The organism is Corallincola holothuriorum (assembly GCF_003336225.1).
GTDB lineage: Bacteria > Pseudomonadota > Gammaproteobacteria > Enterobacterales > Neiellaceae > Corallincola > Corallincola holothuriorum.
Window position 1 is genome coordinate 153,860 of sequence record NZ_QPID01000011.1, and the last position, 18,687, is coordinate 172,546.

The 18,687-nt window shown below is 50.0% G+C and carries 16 protein-coding genes; 10 read left to right on the plus strand and 6 right to left on the minus strand.

The genetic code is table 11. From position 1 onward, the window contains the following. The first annotated feature begins 625 nt into the window (after positions 1-625). From DU002_RS16540 to DU002_RS16570, 7 genes are all read left to right on the plus strand, one after another. On the plus strand, positions 626-2,830 hold the full coding sequence (locus tag DU002_RS16540; RefSeq protein ID WP_114339545.1) for an FUSC family protein: 2,205 nt from the start codon (positions 626-628) through the stop codon (positions 2,828-2,830). Between the two features lie 73 nt (positions 2,831-2,903). Continuing rightward, positions 2,904-3,116 carry a DUF1656 domain-containing protein gene (locus tag DU002_RS16545; RefSeq protein WP_114339546.1) on the plus strand — a complete coding sequence of 71 codons (213 nt, stop codon included), beginning with the start codon at positions 2,904-2,906 and terminating at the stop codon, positions 3,114-3,116. 5 nt (positions 3,117-3,121) lie between these two features. After that, positions 3,122-4,048: an HlyD family secretion protein gene (locus DU002_RS16550; RefSeq protein ID WP_114339547.1), complete on the plus strand. Its 927-nt coding sequence runs from the start codon at positions 3,122-3,124 to the stop codon at positions 4,046-4,048. A gap of 27 nt (positions 4,049-4,075) precedes the next feature. After that, a complete protein-coding gene (locus DU002_RS16555; RefSeq protein WP_114339548.1) occupies positions 4,076-5,602 on the plus strand; it encodes an efflux transporter outer membrane subunit in 1,527 nt (508 codons plus the stop codon). A gap of 249 nt (positions 5,603-5,851) precedes the next feature. Continuing rightward, positions 5,852-8,914, plus strand: a complete 3,063-nt coding sequence (locus DU002_RS16560) for an intermembrane phospholipid transport protein YdbH family protein (RefSeq protein ID WP_158538105.1) — start codon at positions 5,852-5,854, stop codon at positions 8,912-8,914. Between the two features lie 75 nt (positions 8,915-8,989). Then, positions 8,990-9,181, plus strand: coding sequence for a YnbE family lipoprotein (locus tag DU002_RS16565; RefSeq protein ID WP_114339550.1), 192 nt, complete (start codon positions 8,990-8,992; stop codon positions 9,179-9,181). A gap of 10 nt (positions 9,182-9,191) precedes the next feature. Then, a complete protein-coding gene (locus tag DU002_RS16570; RefSeq protein WP_114339551.1) occupies positions 9,192-9,515 on the plus strand; it encodes a YdbL family protein in 324 nt (107 codons plus the stop codon). A gap of 89 nt (positions 9,516-9,604) precedes the next feature. Here DU002_RS16570 and DU002_RS16575 read toward each other — a convergent pair whose 3' ends face one another. Next, positions 9,605-10,828: an Nramp family divalent metal transporter gene (locus tag DU002_RS16575; RefSeq protein ID WP_114339552.1), complete on the minus strand. Its 1,224-nt coding sequence runs from the start codon at positions 10,826-10,828 to the stop codon at positions 9,605-9,607. A gap of 265 nt (positions 10,829-11,093) precedes the next feature. Between DU002_RS16575 and DU002_RS16580 the strand changes: the two genes are divergently transcribed. Beyond that, a complete protein-coding gene (locus tag DU002_RS16580) occupies positions 11,094-11,756 on the plus strand; it encodes a response regulator transcription factor (RefSeq protein WP_114339553.1) in 663 nt (220 codons plus the stop codon). A gap of 95 nt (positions 11,757-11,851) precedes the next feature. Here DU002_RS16580 and DU002_RS16585 read toward each other — a convergent pair whose 3' ends face one another. From DU002_RS16585 to rimK, 4 genes are all read right to left on the minus strand, one after another. Next, entirely contained in the window at positions 11,852-13,228 is a 1,377-nt protein-coding gene (locus DU002_RS16585) for a magnesium transporter (RefSeq protein ID WP_114339554.1), read from the minus strand. Positions 13,229-13,297: 69 nt separating this feature from the next. Continuing rightward, positions 13,298-13,729 (minus strand): ATP-dependent zinc protease family protein, encoded by a 432-nt coding sequence (locus tag DU002_RS16590; RefSeq protein WP_114339555.1) that lies wholly within the window; start codon positions 13,727-13,729, stop codon positions 13,298-13,300. Positions 13,730-13,796: 67 nt separating this feature from the next. Continuing rightward, a complete protein-coding gene (locus DU002_RS16595; protein ID WP_114339556.1) occupies positions 13,797-14,825 on the minus strand; it encodes a succinylglutamate desuccinylase/aspartoacylase family protein in 1,029 nt (342 codons plus the stop codon). Then, complete coding sequence (rimK, locus tag DU002_RS16600) at positions 14,826-15,731, minus strand: 30S ribosomal protein S6--L-glutamate ligase (protein WP_114339579.1); 906 nt, start codon at positions 15,729-15,731, stop codon at positions 14,826-14,828. Positions 15,732-16,026: 295 nt separating this feature from the next. Here rimK and DU002_RS16605 point away from each other — a divergent pair, with 295 nt between their 5' ends. Together DU002_RS16605 and DU002_RS16610 are read left to right on the plus strand one after the other, a co-directional pair. After that, entirely contained in the window at positions 16,027-16,917 is an 891-nt protein-coding gene (locus tag DU002_RS16605) for a LysR family transcriptional regulator (RefSeq protein ID WP_114339557.1), read from the plus strand. A gap of 125 nt (positions 16,918-17,042) precedes the next feature. After that, on the plus strand, positions 17,043-17,255 hold the full coding sequence (locus DU002_RS16610; RefSeq protein WP_114339558.1) for a DUF2986 domain-containing protein: 213 nt from the start codon (positions 17,043-17,045) through the stop codon (positions 17,253-17,255). Positions 17,256-17,355: 100 nt separating this feature from the next. Here the strand turns inward: DU002_RS16610 and DU002_RS16615 are convergent, their stop codons facing one another. Continuing rightward, complete coding sequence (locus DU002_RS16615; RefSeq protein ID WP_114339559.1) at positions 17,356-18,630, minus strand: Xaa-Pro dipeptidase; 1,275 nt, start codon at positions 18,628-18,630, stop codon at positions 17,356-17,358. Between the last annotated feature and the right edge of the window lie 57 nt (positions 18,631-18,687).

The window sequence follows — 18,687 nt, forward strand, 5'->3', positions numbered from 1 at the left end:
AATACTATTTCACAGCATCATTATGACGTTGGACGCTTTGCTTAAAGTTGCCCGTTAACTATGCCGTTAACCTACAAATATCGCGCCAATATGATGGTGACTGGATTTATCATCAGCAGTCGCTGTTGAATGGCGCTGATTTAGCATTTTGCTGCGACTTTTCCGACCAGATCTGGCGTTAGCGAACAAAGTTAGCGTTAATGATGGCTCATAATTAGTTTTGAGTTTGCAGTATGCGCCACTTTGACTCGCTTGGCGGCGGCTTTTTGCACCAACATCGTGCTAATGACGGGTGAGTTTTTGTCGATAGTGAGCAGATAACCGGCGTTTGATATTTGCTTTATATTTGACCATGTTAAGTCAATCACGTTAGTTAAACTCGAAATATCAAAACGTTAGTTTTGCGGCTATGTTAATAATATGGACTGAAAGTTCCGCTTTCCGTTACTACGATGACAACAAGCTATTATCATTTTTGTAAATAGCGTGAGTGCCTCAGTCTTGTTCGGCGCACCTCTTCGATGGGATTGCTTGAGCACTGAGCACTGAGCACTTAGCAATGAGTACTGTTTCGCCACGATCAATTTGTGTGGGGCGACTGGGTTATTCCCTAGGGGAACTCTGAGTGAGCTTGAAATCAACTGAGCGCATGCAAATACCGCCGCTATCTGCCAAGGCTAAGCATTCTATAAAGTTTGGCTTGGCGATGGTGATCAGCTATTTCCTTGCGTTGAACTTTTCCTGGATGAGCCCAACATGGGCTGCAGTCGCAGTGGCAATGATTGCGCTCCCTACCGCTGGCCAGTCTCTCGCCAAAGGAATGTTAAGGGCAAAGGGCACCTTTATTGCCTTTGCTGCCGGTCTGTTTTTCCTCGCTATGTTTCCCCAAGATCGTTGGTTGTTAATGATCGCAGTGACCCCTTACTTAGCGTTCGTTACTTATAAAATGACCGGTAAAGATGGTCAGTACGCTTGGTTTGTCGCTGGCTTCGTTGCCTTAATGATCTTAACGGCAGGGCCAGGGGAACCAGGACATGCGTTTCTGTTTGCCGCATACCGGGTGTTAGAGACATTGATCGGCATTCTCATCTGGACCTTGATATCGGTGTTTATTTGGCCGGTGAGCAATCGCAACGCATTGCATGAACTGAGCGAGCGTCTCATTGAATCTGAACGAATGGCGCTTGATCATTATCGGGCGCAGCTATTCGGGCGTGAGACCGAACAAGACGCTATGGTGAGCTTTCAGTCTTGTGAGACGCTTATTGCGCAACTGAAGCAAACGGTGGATGCGGCTGGCGCAGAAAGCTATGACGTAAGAATGGCAAAGGCTGAGTGGCAACGACTACAGCTCCTGTCTAAATCATTTGTCAGTATGGGAAGGCGCTTTGATGGGGGGATCGTCGACTTACATCAGGTCGACGTTGCCAAGGCGTTACCAAATATTGATGTGTACTTGGCTGAAATATCCGCTCATTTGCAACTGGTGGGTGATTTTCTGCGGGGCGATAGCGTCAATCTATCTGATGGCGTGAAGCCACTAGTGGTTGAGCAAAGCTATATTGATGGACTTAATCACTTTCAACGTGCTGCGATCGCCGTGGCGATTAAAGAGCTGTCACATTGTGCGAGTATTGTCAGCAGCATCATTGATTGTGTTACCAACATTAAAGCGTATGAGCGTGGTGGTGAACAGCAGAACCGCCAAGGATCAGAAAACCCTGTTGATAAAAAAATAGTACCTTTGGGTTTTGCTTTGACGCCACTGGATCCGGATCGGATTCGATACTGTTTTTTTACCGTGGTGTCATTGTGGGTCGGCTTCCTTATCTGGATCTATATTGACCCGCCTGGGCATGTCAGCTGGCCTTACTTTTTACCGAACATTGCTTTGGCTGCGATGCAAATGCCGCAGATGAAATTTAAACAGGCCAAAGTATGGGGAATTGCATATATCTGCTTAATGCCAGTATATATTTTCATCATGCCTGAGCTTTCGCAATTCTGGCAATTAGCCATTTTGCTATTTGTTTTGTGTGCGCTTATTTCCTACATTTTGCCGCCTCTGATTGCGATCGCCTTTTACCTGGGAATGTTCAATATGTTGGGTATTACTAATACCCAACACTATGATGTCGCCGCCATGATGAACACCGTGGTGTTTACGGTGACCGCTTTGGTAATCATTTATGGGTTATCTCATATTGCTGGTTCACCTCGCCCACATAAAGTCTGCTTGAAGATGCTTAATCGCTACTTTCATAGCAGTGGGGTGGTACTTGCATCGTTGGCTGAACCCAACGCTAAGCGTTCTTTTTTTGCCCGCCAGCGGCTCGCTTATCATCAGCAAGAGGTGCGCACATTACCTGCCAAACTGATCGCTTGGAGTCCGCAGATTGACGGTAAACAATTATCTGATGATGGACGTATGAAATTGCCATCTCTGATTTCAACGCTGGAGATGATGTCACTTCGAATTGATGATCTTTATCGTCTTCGCCAAACGGTATTCGCTGCTCCCTTGGCTGGTGCGGTGAATGAAGAGATTGCAGAGTGGCGGCGAGCATTGGCTCGAACATTTGGTCATTTGGCGAAGGGTAAAGCGTTGGACTCTGTAGACAAAATCAGCTTGTTGCTGCAAGCGCGGTTGCAGAGATTGGATAGGTGTTGTGAGACAGCTATCAATCAATGTAATCGAGCGAATGATGAAGAGCTCAAGCATCTCTATGTTGTGCTTGGCTGCTATCGTAATTTGTCGCAGGTGACCCTGGCATATATTGGCTTGTCGCAGCAATTTGATTGGCAAATGCTACACGAAGAACATTTTTAGCTTTTGGCCTGACTCGCTAGCTTGCGTCACTCGTCAATGCTGGCTCAGTTGTTGGAGCAAAGGAAGGTACTTGATGTCCGAATTTCCACATGAATTTTTTATCGCTGATGTCTACATGCCGCCGCTATTGGTGGCGAGCGTGTTAGGGATCTTAGCGACCAGCGTGACGGTTGGGCAGCTAGAAAAGCGCCGCTTGGCTCGCTACTTTTTTTATCCGCCTTTGGTCTACGTCGCGTTAGCCGTTATCTACACAGGCGTTATTGGCATTTTTATCGTTAAGGTATGACAAATATGCTCGGTTTAAACAGAAAGCATCTTGCAACAGCTGCAGTGGTAGCGGTGGCGATTGCCATCGTGCTGTATATGTATAGACATTATGTCCTTAACCCCTGGACCCGTGACGGTCAGGTGCGGGCTCAGGTTATTCAGATCGTGCCTAGGGTATCCGGCCCGATTATTAACCTTCCGATTAAGGACAACGCCAGTGTCAAGCAGGGCGACCTGCTTTGGCAGATTGACCCAAGAACGTTTCAGGCTGCTTTAGATCAGGCCAGTGCCCAGCTCAGTTCTGCGCAGGCGCAGTTAGATGAAGCGAAAGATGAAGAGCATCGAGCTCGACGTATCCGCAAGAAAAACCCCGGGGCTATGTCTGTTGAAGATATGAATGCGCGGGTAAATGCACGTAAGGGAGCTGAAGCAGGGGTTAAGCTAGCGGAAGCCGCGCAAGAGAGTGCCCGTTTAGACTTGGAATTTTGTGATGTGAAAGCGCCAGTTGACGGTTACGTGACTAATCTGCGTTTACGCTTAGGCAGCCAAGCGGTGGCTAATTCCCCTGCGCTGGCCTTGGTGGATGTCAACAGCTATTGGATTGATGGCTATTTTCGCGAGAACTATATTGCCGATATTCGCCGTGGTGATCGCGCCGTGGTGACTTTGATGACTTACCCAGATAAGCCGGTGGAAGGTGTGGTTGATAGCATAGGCTGGGGGATCGCTCAGGACGACGGCAGTACCGGGGAAAACCTCTTACCTACAATTAGCCCTACGTTTGAATGGATCCGTTTGGCTCAACGAGTGCCCGTGCGTGTCCATGTCACCGAGCTACCAGAAGGGGTGGAGTTACGAGTTGGTACCACCGGATCGGTGTTGGTGATGACTGGCACAGCAAGTGAGACTGATGAAGAGATGCCGTTGGCAGCCCCTGAACCATTATTATAAGAATCGTTGTTTGACGAGGGATCGGATATGAAGCGCATGTTTCCAACGGCTAAGTCAGCGGTATGTCTGGCGGTAGTTTTAGCGGTGTCAGGTTGTACTACGTTAGGGCCTGATTATGTTGAGCCTGACAGTCGGGTTGAAATGGATTGGTTGGAGGCTAAAGATCCTGCTTTGTCGGCCACCGAGCCAACAGATCCTCAATGGTGGAAGTCATCGTTTAACGATCCTGTTCTGGATAACTTGATTACTGCAGCTTTGGCTGACAACTTAACCCTGCGCTCTGCTGGGTTACGTGTACTTCAGGCGCAGGAAAACCTACGCATTGCCGCGGGACAACAATATCCGACCCAAACCTTAAGTGGCGGCATCGGCCGTGAAGGCTTAGCGCCGAATAGCACAGGCCCAGGTGTCGACCGTAACTTCTATAGCGATGACCTGGGTTTTGGATTGGGTTGGGAAGCTGATGTTTGGGGCCGTTTTCAACGTTTGGTTGAGTCAGCTTCCGCCGAATTAGATGCCTCTGTCGCTAGTTACGATGGTGTGGTGATCACCCTGTTAGCACAGGTGTCACAGACCTATCTGAATATACGTACCTTGGAGGAACGCCAGCGTTACCTGCGGGATAACATCAAGGTACAGAGTGCCAGTTTAACGATCGCCGAAGATCGCTATGAAGGTGGCTTGGTGACCGAACTGGATCCGGAACAGGCGCGGGGTTTACTTTACAATTCACAAGCTACGCTCAGTTCGTCTGAGATTGCCTTAGCCCAGCTTAAGAACAACCTATCACTGCTGTTGGGACAGCCGCCAAGCAAGGTGCGAGAGCTCTTGGGTGAGCCTCGAGCCATTCCTACCGCACCAGCCCAAATAGCCATTGGCATGCCGCAAGATCTCATTCGTCGTCGCCCAGACATTCGTCAGGCGGAACGTCAGTTAGCCGCGCAAAGCGCGCAGATAGGTTTTGCTATTACCGATCTTTATCCGACCTTTACCTTGGGTGGAAATATTGGTTTTGCCAGCACCGACAGTGGTAACAATGAGCTGACAGACCTGTTCCAAAGTGACTCACGTAGCTGGAATTTTGGTGCAGGCTTTTCTTGGAATCTTTGGAACTATGGTCGCATCAAGGGCAACATTCGGCTGCAAGATGCGCTGTTTCAGCAGCTCAAATCTGACTACCAAAATAGTGTGTTGAGTGCCCAGGCCGAGATTGAAAATGCGATCGTTTCTTATCTGGTGAGTCAGGAGCAGTTAGCCTGGTATGTTAAGGCGACGGAGGCGGCGCAACGTTCAGTGACACTGTCAAAGGTACAGTATGATGATGGTTTAGTCGATTTTGACACCGTGGTGAATAACCTCACTGCGTTACGTGATCAGCAAGATCTCCTTGCCAGCACTCAAGGCGCGGTGGCGATTAATTTGGTTGATCTCTATAAAGCGCTTGGTGGTGGCTGGCAGATCCGCACCAGCAGTCGTGCTGATGATCTGCTTCCTGAAGCAGTGAAACAGGAGATGCGAGAACGAACGGACTATTGGGACGGCGTGCTGGAATGATAGGTTTAGGTTACGGCCATCTGGTGACTCGGGAACCGATGGCTGTTAACTATGGCCGTTGACCTGTAACTGCTTCGCAAGCCGTTACAAATTCGTTGATAATTCCACTGTTCGACAGCATATTACGTGTCGCGTGTATGCTACTGTATAACGATATTAACCCTGTCTTTTTAGTTATTAATGACCTCCGAGACATCACCGCTGTTCTCCTCCCGCTGGCTGAAATTTGGCATTTTCTTAGGTGTCATTGTGACAGTGCTGAGCTTTTTGGCGGCACTGGCCGTGGCCGTAGTTTGGAAATTCTATTGGCCGACATCGGTTAGCGTCGAACAGGTTTCTATTGAGCTGGATCCGCTGCAGATCTCTGTTGTGCAATTACGTTGGCAGTCACCGCAACGGACGGCGTGCTATATCGATATTGAGCAGCTTGATGCATCCCACATGCGCAAGTTTGTTGGCGACAAAGGACGTGGATTACGAATGCTGATCGATTCGGTATTTGTTGCCGAAGCTTGCTTGCAGGGCACAGCTCCTGCTGCAGGTAGCTCTGATGACTCATCATCGGCCGACGATGGCGATGAGGCTGCCAGCATTGATTTGCCCCTGTGGTTGTCGTGGATTGAGCTTGATGTCACTCATCTGGTGGTGGAGCAGTGGGGGCGTGGTGAAGTTGCAGTCGAGATAAGTGAGAACGGTTTGCAGCTCCGTGGTTCCCTTTATCCTCAAGCCAACCTGCTTACCGCGACGCAATCTCTGCCCACTTTGTTAAGTGAAGAGTGGCCAGTTGATCTTAATTTTCATTGGTCTCCCAACAAGGAAGTGATTGCACTGACGACCGGCTTAGCCGAGCAGTGGCAGCTGCAATTGGGAGGTACCCTGCAGCAAAGCGATGGGCTTAACTATCAGTTATCCGGTGCGTTGGATTGGTATCCGTCACCTAAGATCCATCTGCCGTTTTCTGTCTCGGGGGAGGGAGACAAGCAAGTGTTGCAGATCAGCCAAGCAACGCTGGCTAATCAGCCTTCGCCGTTGTTGGTTGATAGCGAAATTGAACTTGATTGGCCCAACTATGAGTTGGCACTAGAGGTATCGACAGATCTGAGTACCGATTTAAGTGCGACTCGGCCGGTGGTCGTTACGCTGACCAGTATCGGTGATCTGCAACAGGTGTTGCCGAAAGATGGGTTGACGGGACGTGAGGCGATCCCATTATCCGGTGAGCTCAACGCACGTTATCAACAGCTCAAGCCTAGCCATAATCAGGTGAACTTGACGGCGCCTGCCATGATCGCAGAGCTGACCGCGCCGTGGACGTTGACGCTTAAGCCGTTCTCCGTAGATCTGTTGCCTAAGGTAATCGTTACCCAATATGGGGCAAGCGATAACGATGAGAGTGCCGAGGAGCCTGCCGCTTCTCAGTCCGTTCTTTCCGCCGAATTTTCTGGCCAGTTACAGGTGAATAACGAACAGGCGCAGACGAAACTAACTGGGCAGATCCAACATCCATTATTGGCAAACAATCAGCAGCAATTTGATGGCCAGTTGAGCTTTGCTGATATGGCGTTGCTTGGGCACTGGCAGAGCAGTGGGGTGCTAGCGGATACACCGCTGCGTTATCAGTTGTCTACCCAGCTGGCGGGTGACACCAAGCAGTTAGTATTCATTGTCGATCAAGGAGAGGTGCAGTGGCAGGGAGTACTGCTCGGGGAGCAGGCCGAAACGGTGACGGTAAGCATACAACCCGATAGCCGAGGGATGTTTGATCTTGAGAAAAGCTCACTGCTTGCTGCGATTAACCTAGCCATTGCTCACCCCTATGGCGCTGATACCGAGCAGCCCGCATCCTTGAATATTGCCCTGGAGACTGAGTTGGCAAGCGCTCGCGTGGCAGGTATCGCCTCATTGGTATCGCCGTTAATCTATCATCAAGATGCCGTGTCGGTGAATGGCCACAGCATGGCGGAGGTGCGCTTAGATGGACTGTTATCTGCCCCAAAACTGATGTTGCATCGTTTTGACCTGTATGCGGATATCGAAAAGCAGGCATCAATGACTGAGCATGAACCTACTGCTGGCGCTAGCAAGCCCTTTGTCTTACGGCAATTGCATAGCCAATTGGCGACGCCGTTTGCGCTATTGCCACAGGCTGAGACGGCTTGGTTGCAGCTCGACAGCAGTGCCACCTCGGCGCAATGGGGCTTAGATCCGCTACCTTTGCCGCAGGTGTCTGCGCGGTTAAAGCCGTATGACTTGAATCAGCCTATCGACATTCTGGTCGACTACTCGGCCAGTCCTGTGGCTGATGCACTGCAACAGGCATTTAGCCTTGAGTCTCCGCAGGCGTTGCCGCAAACCATCGCCGGGCAGCTGTTGCTTGCAGATAATCGTGGCCAGGTTTCGATAAACGCGCTTGATATCACGCCGTTTGCACCCTTGATCGACCCTGTTCTTACCTTACGTGACGGGCGATTCAGTGGCGAGTTTAAGGCGCTGAATATTTTGCCCGTAGTAGAGGAGGCTGGGGAGCCGGTGCAACCGATAGCGCCAGCGCCAGAGATTGATGGCAGATTTACCCTGTCAGAGGTTAGCGGTGAATACACGGGAATGCTGTTTGAGCAGGTTGATATAACTGCAACTGAGTTTACGACGACTCTCAACGACGCGCTCGTTATTAATGCGCAGGGGCAGATGAAAGCGGGGGAGGTGTATACCGGTGTATCAATGCAACAAGCAAGCACGGACTGGGTATTTGAACAATCTGCTGACATGCAAAAAGCCGTGGTGACAGATCTCAGTGTTGATCTGCTGGGTGGTCATGTGACGGCGCCGAAGTTAAGTTATCCGTCGCAGCAGTATCAAGCGGTGTCGGTTAACGGGTTGGACCTGCAACAAGCTGGCGCTTTGCAATCAGAGCCAGTAGTGGCATTGAAAGGTAAGCTAGATGCCATGTTACCGTTGCAGCTTTCTGAGGCAGGCGTGAGTATACAGAACGGCCGTTTGGTTAATCGGGGCATGGTTGATATTGTGGTTAGCGACCCGACGGTGATTGACCAATATGCGCTAGCCAATCCGTCGCTTGCTTTGGTGTTAAATAACCTGAAGCAGATGCAGGTTAATCTGCTAAGTGCCGATATCTCGATGCAAGCTGATGGCCTGGCGGATATCAAAGCGGTCGTCCATGGTCGCAATCCGAACGAAACCAGACCGATACATCTGAATTATAGCCATCAAGAGAATCTGTACGAGCTGTTAAAAAGCCTACGAATGGGCGATAGTTTCCGCAAGCAGATAGAGCAACAGCTTGAGAAATAACTTTGGGTCTAGCTAAGTAGCTATCTAATTAATTAACGATGGGAGCAGTCAGACCATCGTGGCAAAGGAGCCAGTATGAATAGACAACGCCTGATCATCATGGGGTGTTTGTTAATGTTTGCCGCCGCATGCACGCCAAGGGTGGAGATCGCCGCCCCTGAGAAGCCAATAACCATCAACCTTAATGTCAAAATCGAGCACGAGATTAAGGTTAAAGTCGATAAAGAGCTGGACGATCTGTTCAGTGACGATTCAGGTTTATTCTAAGGAGTTCATTATGATTAAACGGATATCTATGGGGTTGTTAGCCCTGCTGTTGAGTGCTTCAGTGTTTGCCGCCATAACGCTGGACGCCGCTAAATCTCAAGGCTTGGTCGGTGAGCAATTAGATGGTTACCTGGGGGTCGTCGTAGCGTCAGATGATGTGTCTGCACTTGTCACCGATATTAATGCCAAACGCCAGCAAGCTTACGCAAAGATTGCCAAGCAAAACCAGCTGACGTTAGAACAGGTCGCGGTGTTGGCAGGGAAGAAAGCGATTGATAAAACCCCGTCAGGGCAGTTTATTCAGGCTGCCGATGGTACCTGGATGAAGAAGTGATTTTTCATCGCTAAACCTTCTCCCATTATGGGAGAAGGTTTGCATCATACTCTTTCGGTTCTGACCTTAACGAGCCTGTGACAAAGCGTTTACCCAAAGAACTTTTGCCACGCCACATACGAAAAAAACAGCAGTGTGATAAGCAGCATGCCATTGTATAGCATGCTGTTTTTGTCTGACTTCATCCCTTTTTGGTTATTGAAGTAGAGCAGCGCGATGGCCAGAAATGGCATAAAGAAAGTGCCAAATACTGAATAGATTTTCTGCACCTCTTTAAAGCTTACCCAGAGGCTCATGATCGGGAGCAGCGCCAGGGCTAACTGAAACAGTTGGTAGCTGGATCTGTCTGCTAACTTGGTCGTCTGCTCTTTGCCTGCTGGCGTTAAGTGTTTAACTAGATCCGCAAACATATAGGGCACCGCCTGCCAAACGCCCAGCAAGCTACTAAAGATGGCGAAGAAGCCTCCCACCAAAAACATCCATTTACCCGTCGTGCCTAGTGCGGTTTCCAGACTGGCAGCGAGGTTAATGATAAGGCTACTGCCTTTACCTTCAACCGAGACCGTACTGCCGATAATCACCATGGACAGGCCAAACAGAATCGTTACGGCATAGCCCACCAATAAGTCGATACGGCAGGTAGCAATATCTTCTCGTGAGATACGCTGTTTTTCACGGATCCAGTAGCCGTAGGAGAAGATAGTCAGTGTGCCGCCGACGCCACCAATAAGCGCGACCGTCCAGGTTAACCCTTTGCCATCAACATCTGGGATCGAGGGGAGAAATAAACCTGATAGCATTTGGGTGTTGCCGGGCCAAAGGATAAGCGCGGTGGTAAAGACTATCAGCACCATAATGGCGACGGAGAAGCCCATGATTTTTTCAAACAGGGCAAAGTTGCCGGCTCTGACCAATAGCAACCCCAACAGACTGCAGGCAATGCCAAACACAATTTTTCCAGTGCCTGCGCTAAACACCGGGAACAGCGCATGCATCGCCACACCGCTGGCACTGATCAGCGCCGAGCCAACAAAGAAAGACCAGAGTACGAGGTAAGCAAGAAAGATATAAACAAAAGGTTTGCCAAAGCGCTGGGCAAAACCGTCGATCAGGCTGTCACCATTGACCAATTGCCAACGGGCGATCCCCTCGGTTAAAGCGAACTTCAGCAGGCCACCTAATACAACCGCCCATAATACAGCGACCCCTAGGTGGCTTCCGGCAAACCCTGCGGTGGCTAAGTCTCCGGCTCCAACGCCGGTGGCTGCGATAAGCAAGCCGGGAAGGATGATAGAAAGTGTTCTCTTGTCCATGTTATCTGCGCCTTCTAGACACTCTTTTATTATTCCTATCTTTTCAGTGTGCTAGTAACACCAGTCAGAGGCAATCCTAACCCCGTCAAAGTGGTGCTTGTGGTCACAATAATCTTGATAAAAATTAAGGGGGTAATGGGGTGGTATATCGACAGAGTTTAGGCAAGCGGGAGTCTACGCATATCACAACGCGATTGTTTTACACTTTTTATATTGCCGTTAATGGGCTAGGTTGAGAACAAATAATTATTAGAATCGCAAGCATATGAGTCAAGCAGTTACCTGGTTAGTGGCGGATGATCATCCGTTGTTTCGGCAAGCGATTATGGAAAGTCTGAAGCCAGCCTTTCCCGATGTTGAGTGGCTTGAAGCGGAAAACGTGGAGCAGCTAGAGCGGCGCCTGAATATGCCGCAAGAGATCGAGTTGCTGTTGCTGGATCTGAAAATCCCCGGTGCCCATGGCTTTTCTACGTTGATCCATATGCGCAGCCACTACCCTGATCTGCCGGTGGTGATTGTTTCTGCATACGAAGATCTCGACACCATACAACGTGCCATCCAATCCGGTGCCAGCGGTTTTATCCCTAAATCATTGTCAGCAAAAGCGATGGTTGCAGCGGTACAAACTGTGCTCGATGGTGGCATCTCTGTGCCCGACAAGGGTACTTTGAAACCGAAAGGTCATGATGCTGACGATATGGTTGAAAAAGTTGCTTCACTGACGCCGCAGCAATACCGCATCCTGATGATGTTTGCTGAAGGTTTATTGAACAAACAGATAGCCCCTGAACTGGAAGTTTCTGAGGCGACGGTCAAAGCGCATGCGACTGCGATCTTTAAAAAGCTTGGCGTTACTAACCGCACGCAGGCGGTGATCGCCCTAAGCCATCTGGACCTTGATAAGGAAACGACTGGGTTCGAGCACTAGTTATTGCACTTCAGGTTTGATACTCGATATGAAGCAAGGGGGCGTTATCGCTCCCTTGCTCTACCGGTTGATTTACAGTCTTCGCCGTGGCGTTGTTAGCTTACAGTGAGAAGCAAACTACCTAAGCCAAGGAAGATAATGAAACCGACCACGTCGGTGACCGTTGTCAGGATCACTGAGCCAGCTACGGCAGGGTCAACTTTCATCTGTTTGAGAACAAATGGGATCACCGTGCCAGACGACGCTGCCGCCAGACTATTGAATACGATGGCGACAAAAATGATCCCGCCGAGCGTAAATGAATCAAACCAATACCAAACCACAGCACCGATCAACAGCCCCAGCCCGATACCGTTAAATGCAGCAATTTTTATCTCTTTATCCAGTAACAGTTTCAGGTTGCCACGCTTTAAGTGGTTTAGTGCGATACCGCGTAGGGCCACCGCGAGGGTTTGGCTACCGGCAATGCCACCCATACTGGCCACGACTGGCATCAGGATCGCCAGTGCGACGACTTGTTGTAATGCCGCTTCAAATAGGCCAATCACCGCCGATGCTAAAAAGGCGGTCAGCAGATTCGCTGTCAGCCAGACAGCACGGACACGGGCAGCGACAGCAACCGGGGTAAATAGATCTTCTTCGGTCTGAGGCGTATCCGAGGCTAGTACCTCTAAGCTTTTATCTTTTAGGCGTTGCATCAACAGTGACACGGCAAATGCGCCAACAATCTTTCCCTCTTTCTGTACTGGTTGCCAGGCAAAGCCTTCCACAGGATTAAGTAGCCGCGCAGCGGCACTGATATCTTGACGATCAGAAAGCAATTCCATTGGCGTGCAAATATCTATCAGCTTGGCTTCCGATGGCGCGCTAAGTACCTGACCTATGGTGCAGCCGCCATGAAATACACCGTTGGCATCTACCACATACACACCAACAAATTGCCGTGGCTTCGCTTTGTCCATCCGCTCCATGGTGCGAGCCACAGTAGCGCTGGGACGAGCGCGCAGTACATCATAAGTGGTGTAGCGACCCACCTCTTCATCTTGGTACGTGAGTGCTTTTTGTAGTTGCTCAGTGGCAGCCGCTTCCTGTTGGTCGACAAACTCATCAACCAGTTCTTGCGGCAATATCTCGGCAAAAGTGAGGATATCTTTTTCAACGGCTGCCGCAATCAGCAGGTGTAATTGGCCTCGACTGAGCTGGCCGATAATGTGTCGTGCTGTTTCATACTGTAACAGGTGCAGTATTGGCCAAGCGCGCGCTGGAGAGATAACGTGGCACAGTGGTGCTCGGTACTTCTCTGGCATCGACTCCAGTAGATTCGCAATGTCTGCGTCGTTGAACTGCTCTGTTACATTCAGCGTGGCTAATGCGGCCGGATCACCACTATCAATGGCACCAATAATCTGGGCTAAAACCACCGAGTTGACGTGCGGTTGGTTGAACTCTGGGACGGCAGTATTCTCCACCATGATTGTGTCCTATGTGATATGACGCTTGCTTGTGATGAAGCGTTCAACCCCATTAAATGGGGTTGAGTTTTACCCTTCGCTAACCAGAAAAGTCGCAGACGGATCGACATAAACTCTGTCGCCCATAGCTTCACGCCCCAGCAGCATCAGGTAGGTCATCTCCTGGCGATTACTTAGGGTGATCTCGATGGGCCACTGCTGACCACCGATTTGAAACAGGGTTTTAATCACGTAGCGCTGCTCTATGTCACCATTGGATGACTTAATTCGCCGCGTGTCATGCACGGCTGCGCAGCACCGCACCACTTCGTCCAAGTTGTAAACGTCGGGATGCAAGTCGAATTCGACGTGCGGTTTGCCATTTGTTTTCACACGCACCAAATTATCCACATGAAGGGAGGAGGTTTTTGCCCCTGTATCCACCCGAACCTGCAACTCTTTAATACCCAGCTGTGGCAAGTGGCAAACTTCAAGGTTGCCAATGATCAGTCGTGTATCCATGTTTGACTCCTAATTACCCCAATGCCAGTGTTGGCATGCGCATACTGATATGCTGGCGATCTACCGATTACAGATCGTTTTGTTCTGCGATAACCGGTTTCACCATCTCCTGCATCATCTCAATGTGCTCGGCCACCTCTTCGGCGTCATCACCAAAGAAAGCGATGTGATACATGGCTTCGCCTTCCTGTACCAAAGGTATATTTTGTTTACCAATCACGATACCTGATCGAGTAGCAACCACCTGACTGATCAATTCGCCTAACGGGCTGTTGATCTCTGCCAGTAGATCGCCTTTTTCTACCTGTTTACCCAGGGTGGCATACTCGCGAACAAAGCCACTGGCTGAGGCGCGCACCCAATCGCTGCGGTTGGCAACAAAGGGTTCGATTTTCTTTCTAATGCGGCGTTTTCGGATCATCCCCAATGCTGAGAGTACATTGAGGATCCCTTTGAGGCCGCTTTGGATAGAAAGCTCATCAAAGCGCAGCGCTTGTCCTGCTTCGTATAGCAGTATTTTGGCGCCGTTGCTTACCGCTGCTTCCCGCAGAGATCCATCCCGTAGGTTGGCATTGAGCATCACAGGTACACCGAACTCGCGCGCCAGCGACAGGGTTTCTTCATCGTCCAGATTAGCTCTGATCTGTGGCAGATTGGAACGATGGATAGCGCCGGTATGCAGGTCGATACCATAATCACAGTGCCTCACTATCTCGTGGAGAAAGATGTGCGCCATTCGCCCAGCTAACGAACCTTTGGGTGATCCTGGAAAGCAGCGATTGAGATCCCGCCGATCCGGCATATAACGGCTTTGATTGAGCACGCCATACACGTTGACCATAGGCACCGCGATCACGGTGCCTTTGAGCAGTTTGATCTTCTTTTCGATCAAGCGGCGAGTGATCTCAATACCATTTAGCTCATCGCCGTGTACCGCTGCACTCACAAACACCACAGGCCCTGTTTTTCTGGCGCGCGTGACATGAACTGGTATAGACATATCTGTGTCGGTATACAGTTTGGCCACAGGCACTTTAAGCTGGCGTACCTGTCCGGGCAGTATCTCTACGCCGCCAATCACCATTGCTGTGTTCATTTAGCCTTTTCCTCGCGTTCTATTGGCATTTGGCTTGGCATTGCGCTCAATAAAATCAAATATCAGTCCGGCCACATCTTTGTTGGTGGCGTTTTCAATCCCTTCCAGGCCAGGTGAAGAGTTCACCTCCATCACCACTGGACCGCGGGAAGATTGCAAAATGTCGACACCACATAGATTCAGTCCCATCGCCTTGGCTGCGTTTACTGCAGTGGCTCGCTCCTCTTTGCTTAAGCGCACCAGCTGAGCTTCGCCACCACGGTGCAGGTTGGAACGGAACTCTCCTTCTGCTGCTTGGCGTTTCATTGCCGCGACCACTTTGTCGCCCACCACGAAACAGCGGATATCGGCACCGCCTGCTTCTTTAATGAACTCCTGCACCAGAATGTTAGCTTTCAATCCCATAAACGCTTCAATCACACTCTCTGCTGCTTTGGTCGTTTCTGCTAACACCACGCCTATCCCTTGAGTACCCTCTAAGAGCTTGATCACCAGTGGCGCACCGCCAACGTTTTTGATCAAATCCTGGATCTTGTCAGGCTTGCTGGCAAAACCGGTGCGCGGTAGGCCGATCCCTTTACGTGAGAGCAGCTGCAGTGAACGCAGCTTGTCGCGCGAACGGCTGATGGCGACAGATTCATTGACGCAAAAAGTGCCCATCATCTCAAACTGCCTAACCACGGCGGTGCCATAGAAGGTGATCGATGAACCAATACGCGGGATCACTGCATCGTAAACCGGCAGTACCTCGCCGTTATAGCGTACGGTGGGGTTGCTGCTAGTGATATCCATATAGCAATGCAAGGTATCGATGATATCGACTTCATGTCCTCTGGCTTCGCCTGCTTCTTTCAAACGGCGAGTTGAGTAGAGGTTCTCGTTGCGGGACAAAATTGCAATGCGCATGGCCGTCACTCCTGTCACTAACATTTTTTGATAGTGACTATCTATGTCTCTATAGGTTTGTCGCAGTGCTTCTAGTTGACGTTTTGTGCCAATCAATATGGTTTCAAAGTCAGCCGTTGCGACGCTTTTTTTGACCACTTTTTGAAAAGTTGCCCAAAAAATTGGGGCAACTTTTAATTGCGTGGTCATGTTGGAGTGGACATTAGTCTCTGTTGCGGTTGGGGGAAAACTAATCTTTTTTATCGTCACCACAACACTTGTTTGTTAGGCTCGAAGCTCGTCAAAAGGGGGCGTGATGGACGTTAAAGTTTTCCGGACATTTCTTGAGGTTGCCAGACAAAAGCACTTCGGCAGATCAGCCAATAATCTCTATATTACCCAGGCCGCCGTCAGTGCCAGAATTAAACAGTTGGAAATGTTTTTTGATACCACGCTGTTTGTCCGTGACCGTAACGCCATCAAACTAACCAGTGCCGGTGAGCGCTTAATCCCCTATGCCGAAAATATGGTGCGAACACTTGAACAGGCAAAAGCGGAGCTGCTGCTAACCAAAGCTCATGCCATCCAACTGGCTATCGCTGGTACACCTAATATTTGGGATGCGTTTTTGCAGTATTGGCTGAGTATCGTGACCGAGGCTTTTTCGGGCTATGCATTTTGCGCTGAAACCATTAGCCGGGAGCAGATCAGCCGCGCGTTGATTGAACGTACTTTGGATATTGGGGTGACGTTTGACCCGTTAAAATCTGATGAGTTGATTTGTCATCCGGTGGCAGAATTGGAACTGTTGCTGGTGTCATCAGAGGAGTGCGATGAACAACAAGCGCTATCTAAGCGCTATGTTTATGTTGATTGGGGAACCCGATTTGCGTCAGAGCATGCCGAACGTCATGCGAAAATTTCGCCGCCATATCTGCGTACCGCCAATGGTCGCATCGCGCTCGACTTTATTCTGCAAAAGGGCGGGGCAGCGTACTTGCCAAAAACCATGGTTGATCCCTTTTTAGAGTCAGAACAGCTATTTTTAGTCAGCGATCAACAGGGGTGGCAGCGTACCGTGTATTTGAGTTATCGCGCCGATGCTGCGGCGCTCACCGAGATCGAGAAGGTGCAACGCTTAATCAATAAAACGGAACCGTTAGCACCTTATCTGTTGCAACAAGCGGGTGATAGCAGCAGCGACTAACTGCTTGTTATCGGTAAGGTAAATCCTGTTAGAGCGTTTCTGTGGTTGTGAGATGTTTATCTACAGTCGCACCCCGATCGATAAACGCCTACAATACGCGCCAATTCCTGCCAGAGCTTTGCATCATGAACCGCAAAAAAAAGATTAACGAAACCCTGAAGAAGCGTTTGAAGCGCAAGGTTGATCGGCAGAAGAGTACCAATAAGCCGAGATACATCTCCAAGGCTGAAAGGGAAAAGTTGGCATTAGCTGAAGCGTCTGCCACAGAACAGAGTTCGTCTAGCGCGGCTGATGTGGCTGATAGCAGCGACAATGCCGAGCCATCGGCAACAGATTAAGCGGCTCTTCGATATACCATCTATCGACGATTGAGATGGCCGCCGCCCTAACGGCACGGCTGACCACCTCGGTGCTATTTAAACGGTATTGGTGTGGTTACTACTGCTTATAAACCACGCCACCTTTCATGACAAAGCTGACGTTTTCAACGGTCGATATATCGCTTAGCGGGTTGCTGTCAACGGCGATGATATCGGCATACAGCCCTGGCTTAATCTCGCCTACATCAGCTTGCCAATTCAGCAGCTCTGCGGGTTTTATGGTTGACGCTTGCAGGGCTTGTATCGGTGTCATACCGAATTTCACCATGCGGGCTAGCTGTTTACCGTTGTCGCCATGGGGGTAAACACCTGCATCAGATCCTAAAACCACAAAGGCGCCGGCTTTTACTGCCTTGCTAAAGCTTTGACGTTGAATAGTGCCGACTTCCCGCTCTTTATTTAGGTTCTCTTCTGGTACGCCGTTGGCGGCGCCTTCGGCAAGGGTGTACTCGGTATTGTAGATATCCATCGACAGCGCAGTGCCTTTAGCCTTTGCCATGGCGATGGTTTCTTTGTCGAGAAAGCTGGCATGTTCAATGGAGTCTACGCCGGCTTCAATGGCAAAACGGATCCCTTCGGTACCATGGGCGTGTGCAGCAACGATGCGACCATGAGTGTGGGCTTCATCCACGATCGCTTTCATCTCTTCCAATGTGTACTGGCGTTGGCCAACGACTGTCCCTTTGGAAAATACACCTCCAGTGGCGCAAAACTTGATTAGGTCAACGCCATACTTTACGTTGCGACGAACCATCTGGCGTACCGCCCAAGGACCATCGGCAACACCATCACCTTTCTGCTCAAATGAATGGTTGAGCACGTTGTCATCACAATGGCCACCGGTAATGCCTAGCGCAGGGCCCGATACTGCCATTCTTGGTCCCGGCACTTCTCCGGCATTTATCGCGTTACGCAGTGCTACGTCCTGAAAATCACTGGCGCCAACATCGCGCACGACGGTAAAACCCGCCATCAAGGTTTTTTGCGCATTAACCACGCCACCAATGACGGCGCGGTGGGGGGACTGAAACAGTGGCGCGTAGAAGTTGTTATCCAACGTGCCCATCAGGTGGGTGTGCATATCCATCAAGCCGGGTATCAGGTATTTGTCTCCCAGATCGATGAGCTTGGCATCTTTAGGTAGCGTGGATTTATCCGCCGTGATCGCCGTAATTCGTTCATCTTGAATAACGATATAACGCTGTTTTAGTAGCTTGCCACTGCGTACATCGAGCATATGGTCTGCGGTGAGTACGGTGGTTGCCGCGTCTACAATGCCGGATATAGCACAGCTTAGCGCCAGCATGATCCCTGTGACTGTTTTGCATTTCATAAATGAACTCTCTCTGGAATATTTTTAACTTATTGTTTTAATTAGCTGCTTCGTTCT

Bases quoted from the DNA above. Each gene is read 5' to 3' on its own strand.
- DU002_RS16545 (WP_114339546.1), top strand. From the start codon at position 2,904: ATGTCCGAATTTCCACATGAATTTTTTATCGCTGATGTCTACATGCCG.
- DU002_RS16550 (WP_114339547.1), top strand. From the start codon at position 3,122: ATGCTCGGTTTAAACAGAAAGCATCTTGCAACAGCTGCAGTGGTAGCG.
- DU002_RS16555 (WP_114339548.1), top strand. From the start codon at position 4,076: ATGAAGCGCATGTTTCCAACGGCTAAGTCAGCGGTATGTCTGGCGGTA.
- DU002_RS16565 (WP_114339550.1), top strand. From the start codon at position 8,990: ATGAATAGACAACGCCTGATCATCATGGGGTGTTTGTTAATGTTTGCC.
- DU002_RS16570 (WP_114339551.1), top strand. From the start codon at position 9,192: ATGATTAAACGGATATCTATGGGGTTGTTAGCCCTGCTGTTGAGTGCT.
- DU002_RS16575 (WP_114339552.1), bottom strand. From the start codon at position 10,828: ATGGACAAGAGAACACTTTCTATCATCCTTCCCGGCTTGCTTATCGCA.
- DU002_RS16580 (WP_114339553.1), top strand. From the start codon at position 11,094: ATGAGTCAAGCAGTTACCTGGTTAGTGGCGGATGATCATCCGTTGTTT.
- DU002_RS16585 (WP_114339554.1), bottom strand. From the start codon at position 13,228: ATGGTGGAGAATACTGCCGTCCCAGAGTTCAACCAACCGCACGTCAAC.
- DU002_RS16590 (WP_114339555.1), bottom strand. From the start codon at position 13,729: ATGGATACACGACTGATCATTGGCAACCTTGAAGTTTGCCACTTGCCA.
- DU002_RS16595 (WP_114339556.1), bottom strand. From the start codon at position 14,825: ATGAACACAGCAATGGTGATTGGCGGCGTAGAGATACTGCCCGGACAG.
- rimK (WP_114339579.1), bottom strand. From the start codon at position 15,731: ATGCGCATTGCAATTTTGTCCCGCAACGAGAACCTCTACTCAACTCGC.
- DU002_RS16605 (WP_114339557.1), top strand. From the start codon at position 16,027: ATGGACGTTAAAGTTTTCCGGACATTTCTTGAGGTTGCCAGACAAAAG.
- DU002_RS16610 (WP_114339558.1), top strand. From the start codon at position 17,043: ATGAACCGCAAAAAAAAGATTAACGAAACCCTGAAGAAGCGTTTGAAG.
- DU002_RS16615 (WP_114339559.1), bottom strand. From the start codon at position 18,630: ATGAAATGCAAAACAGTCACAGGGATCATGCTGGCGCTAAGCTGTGCT.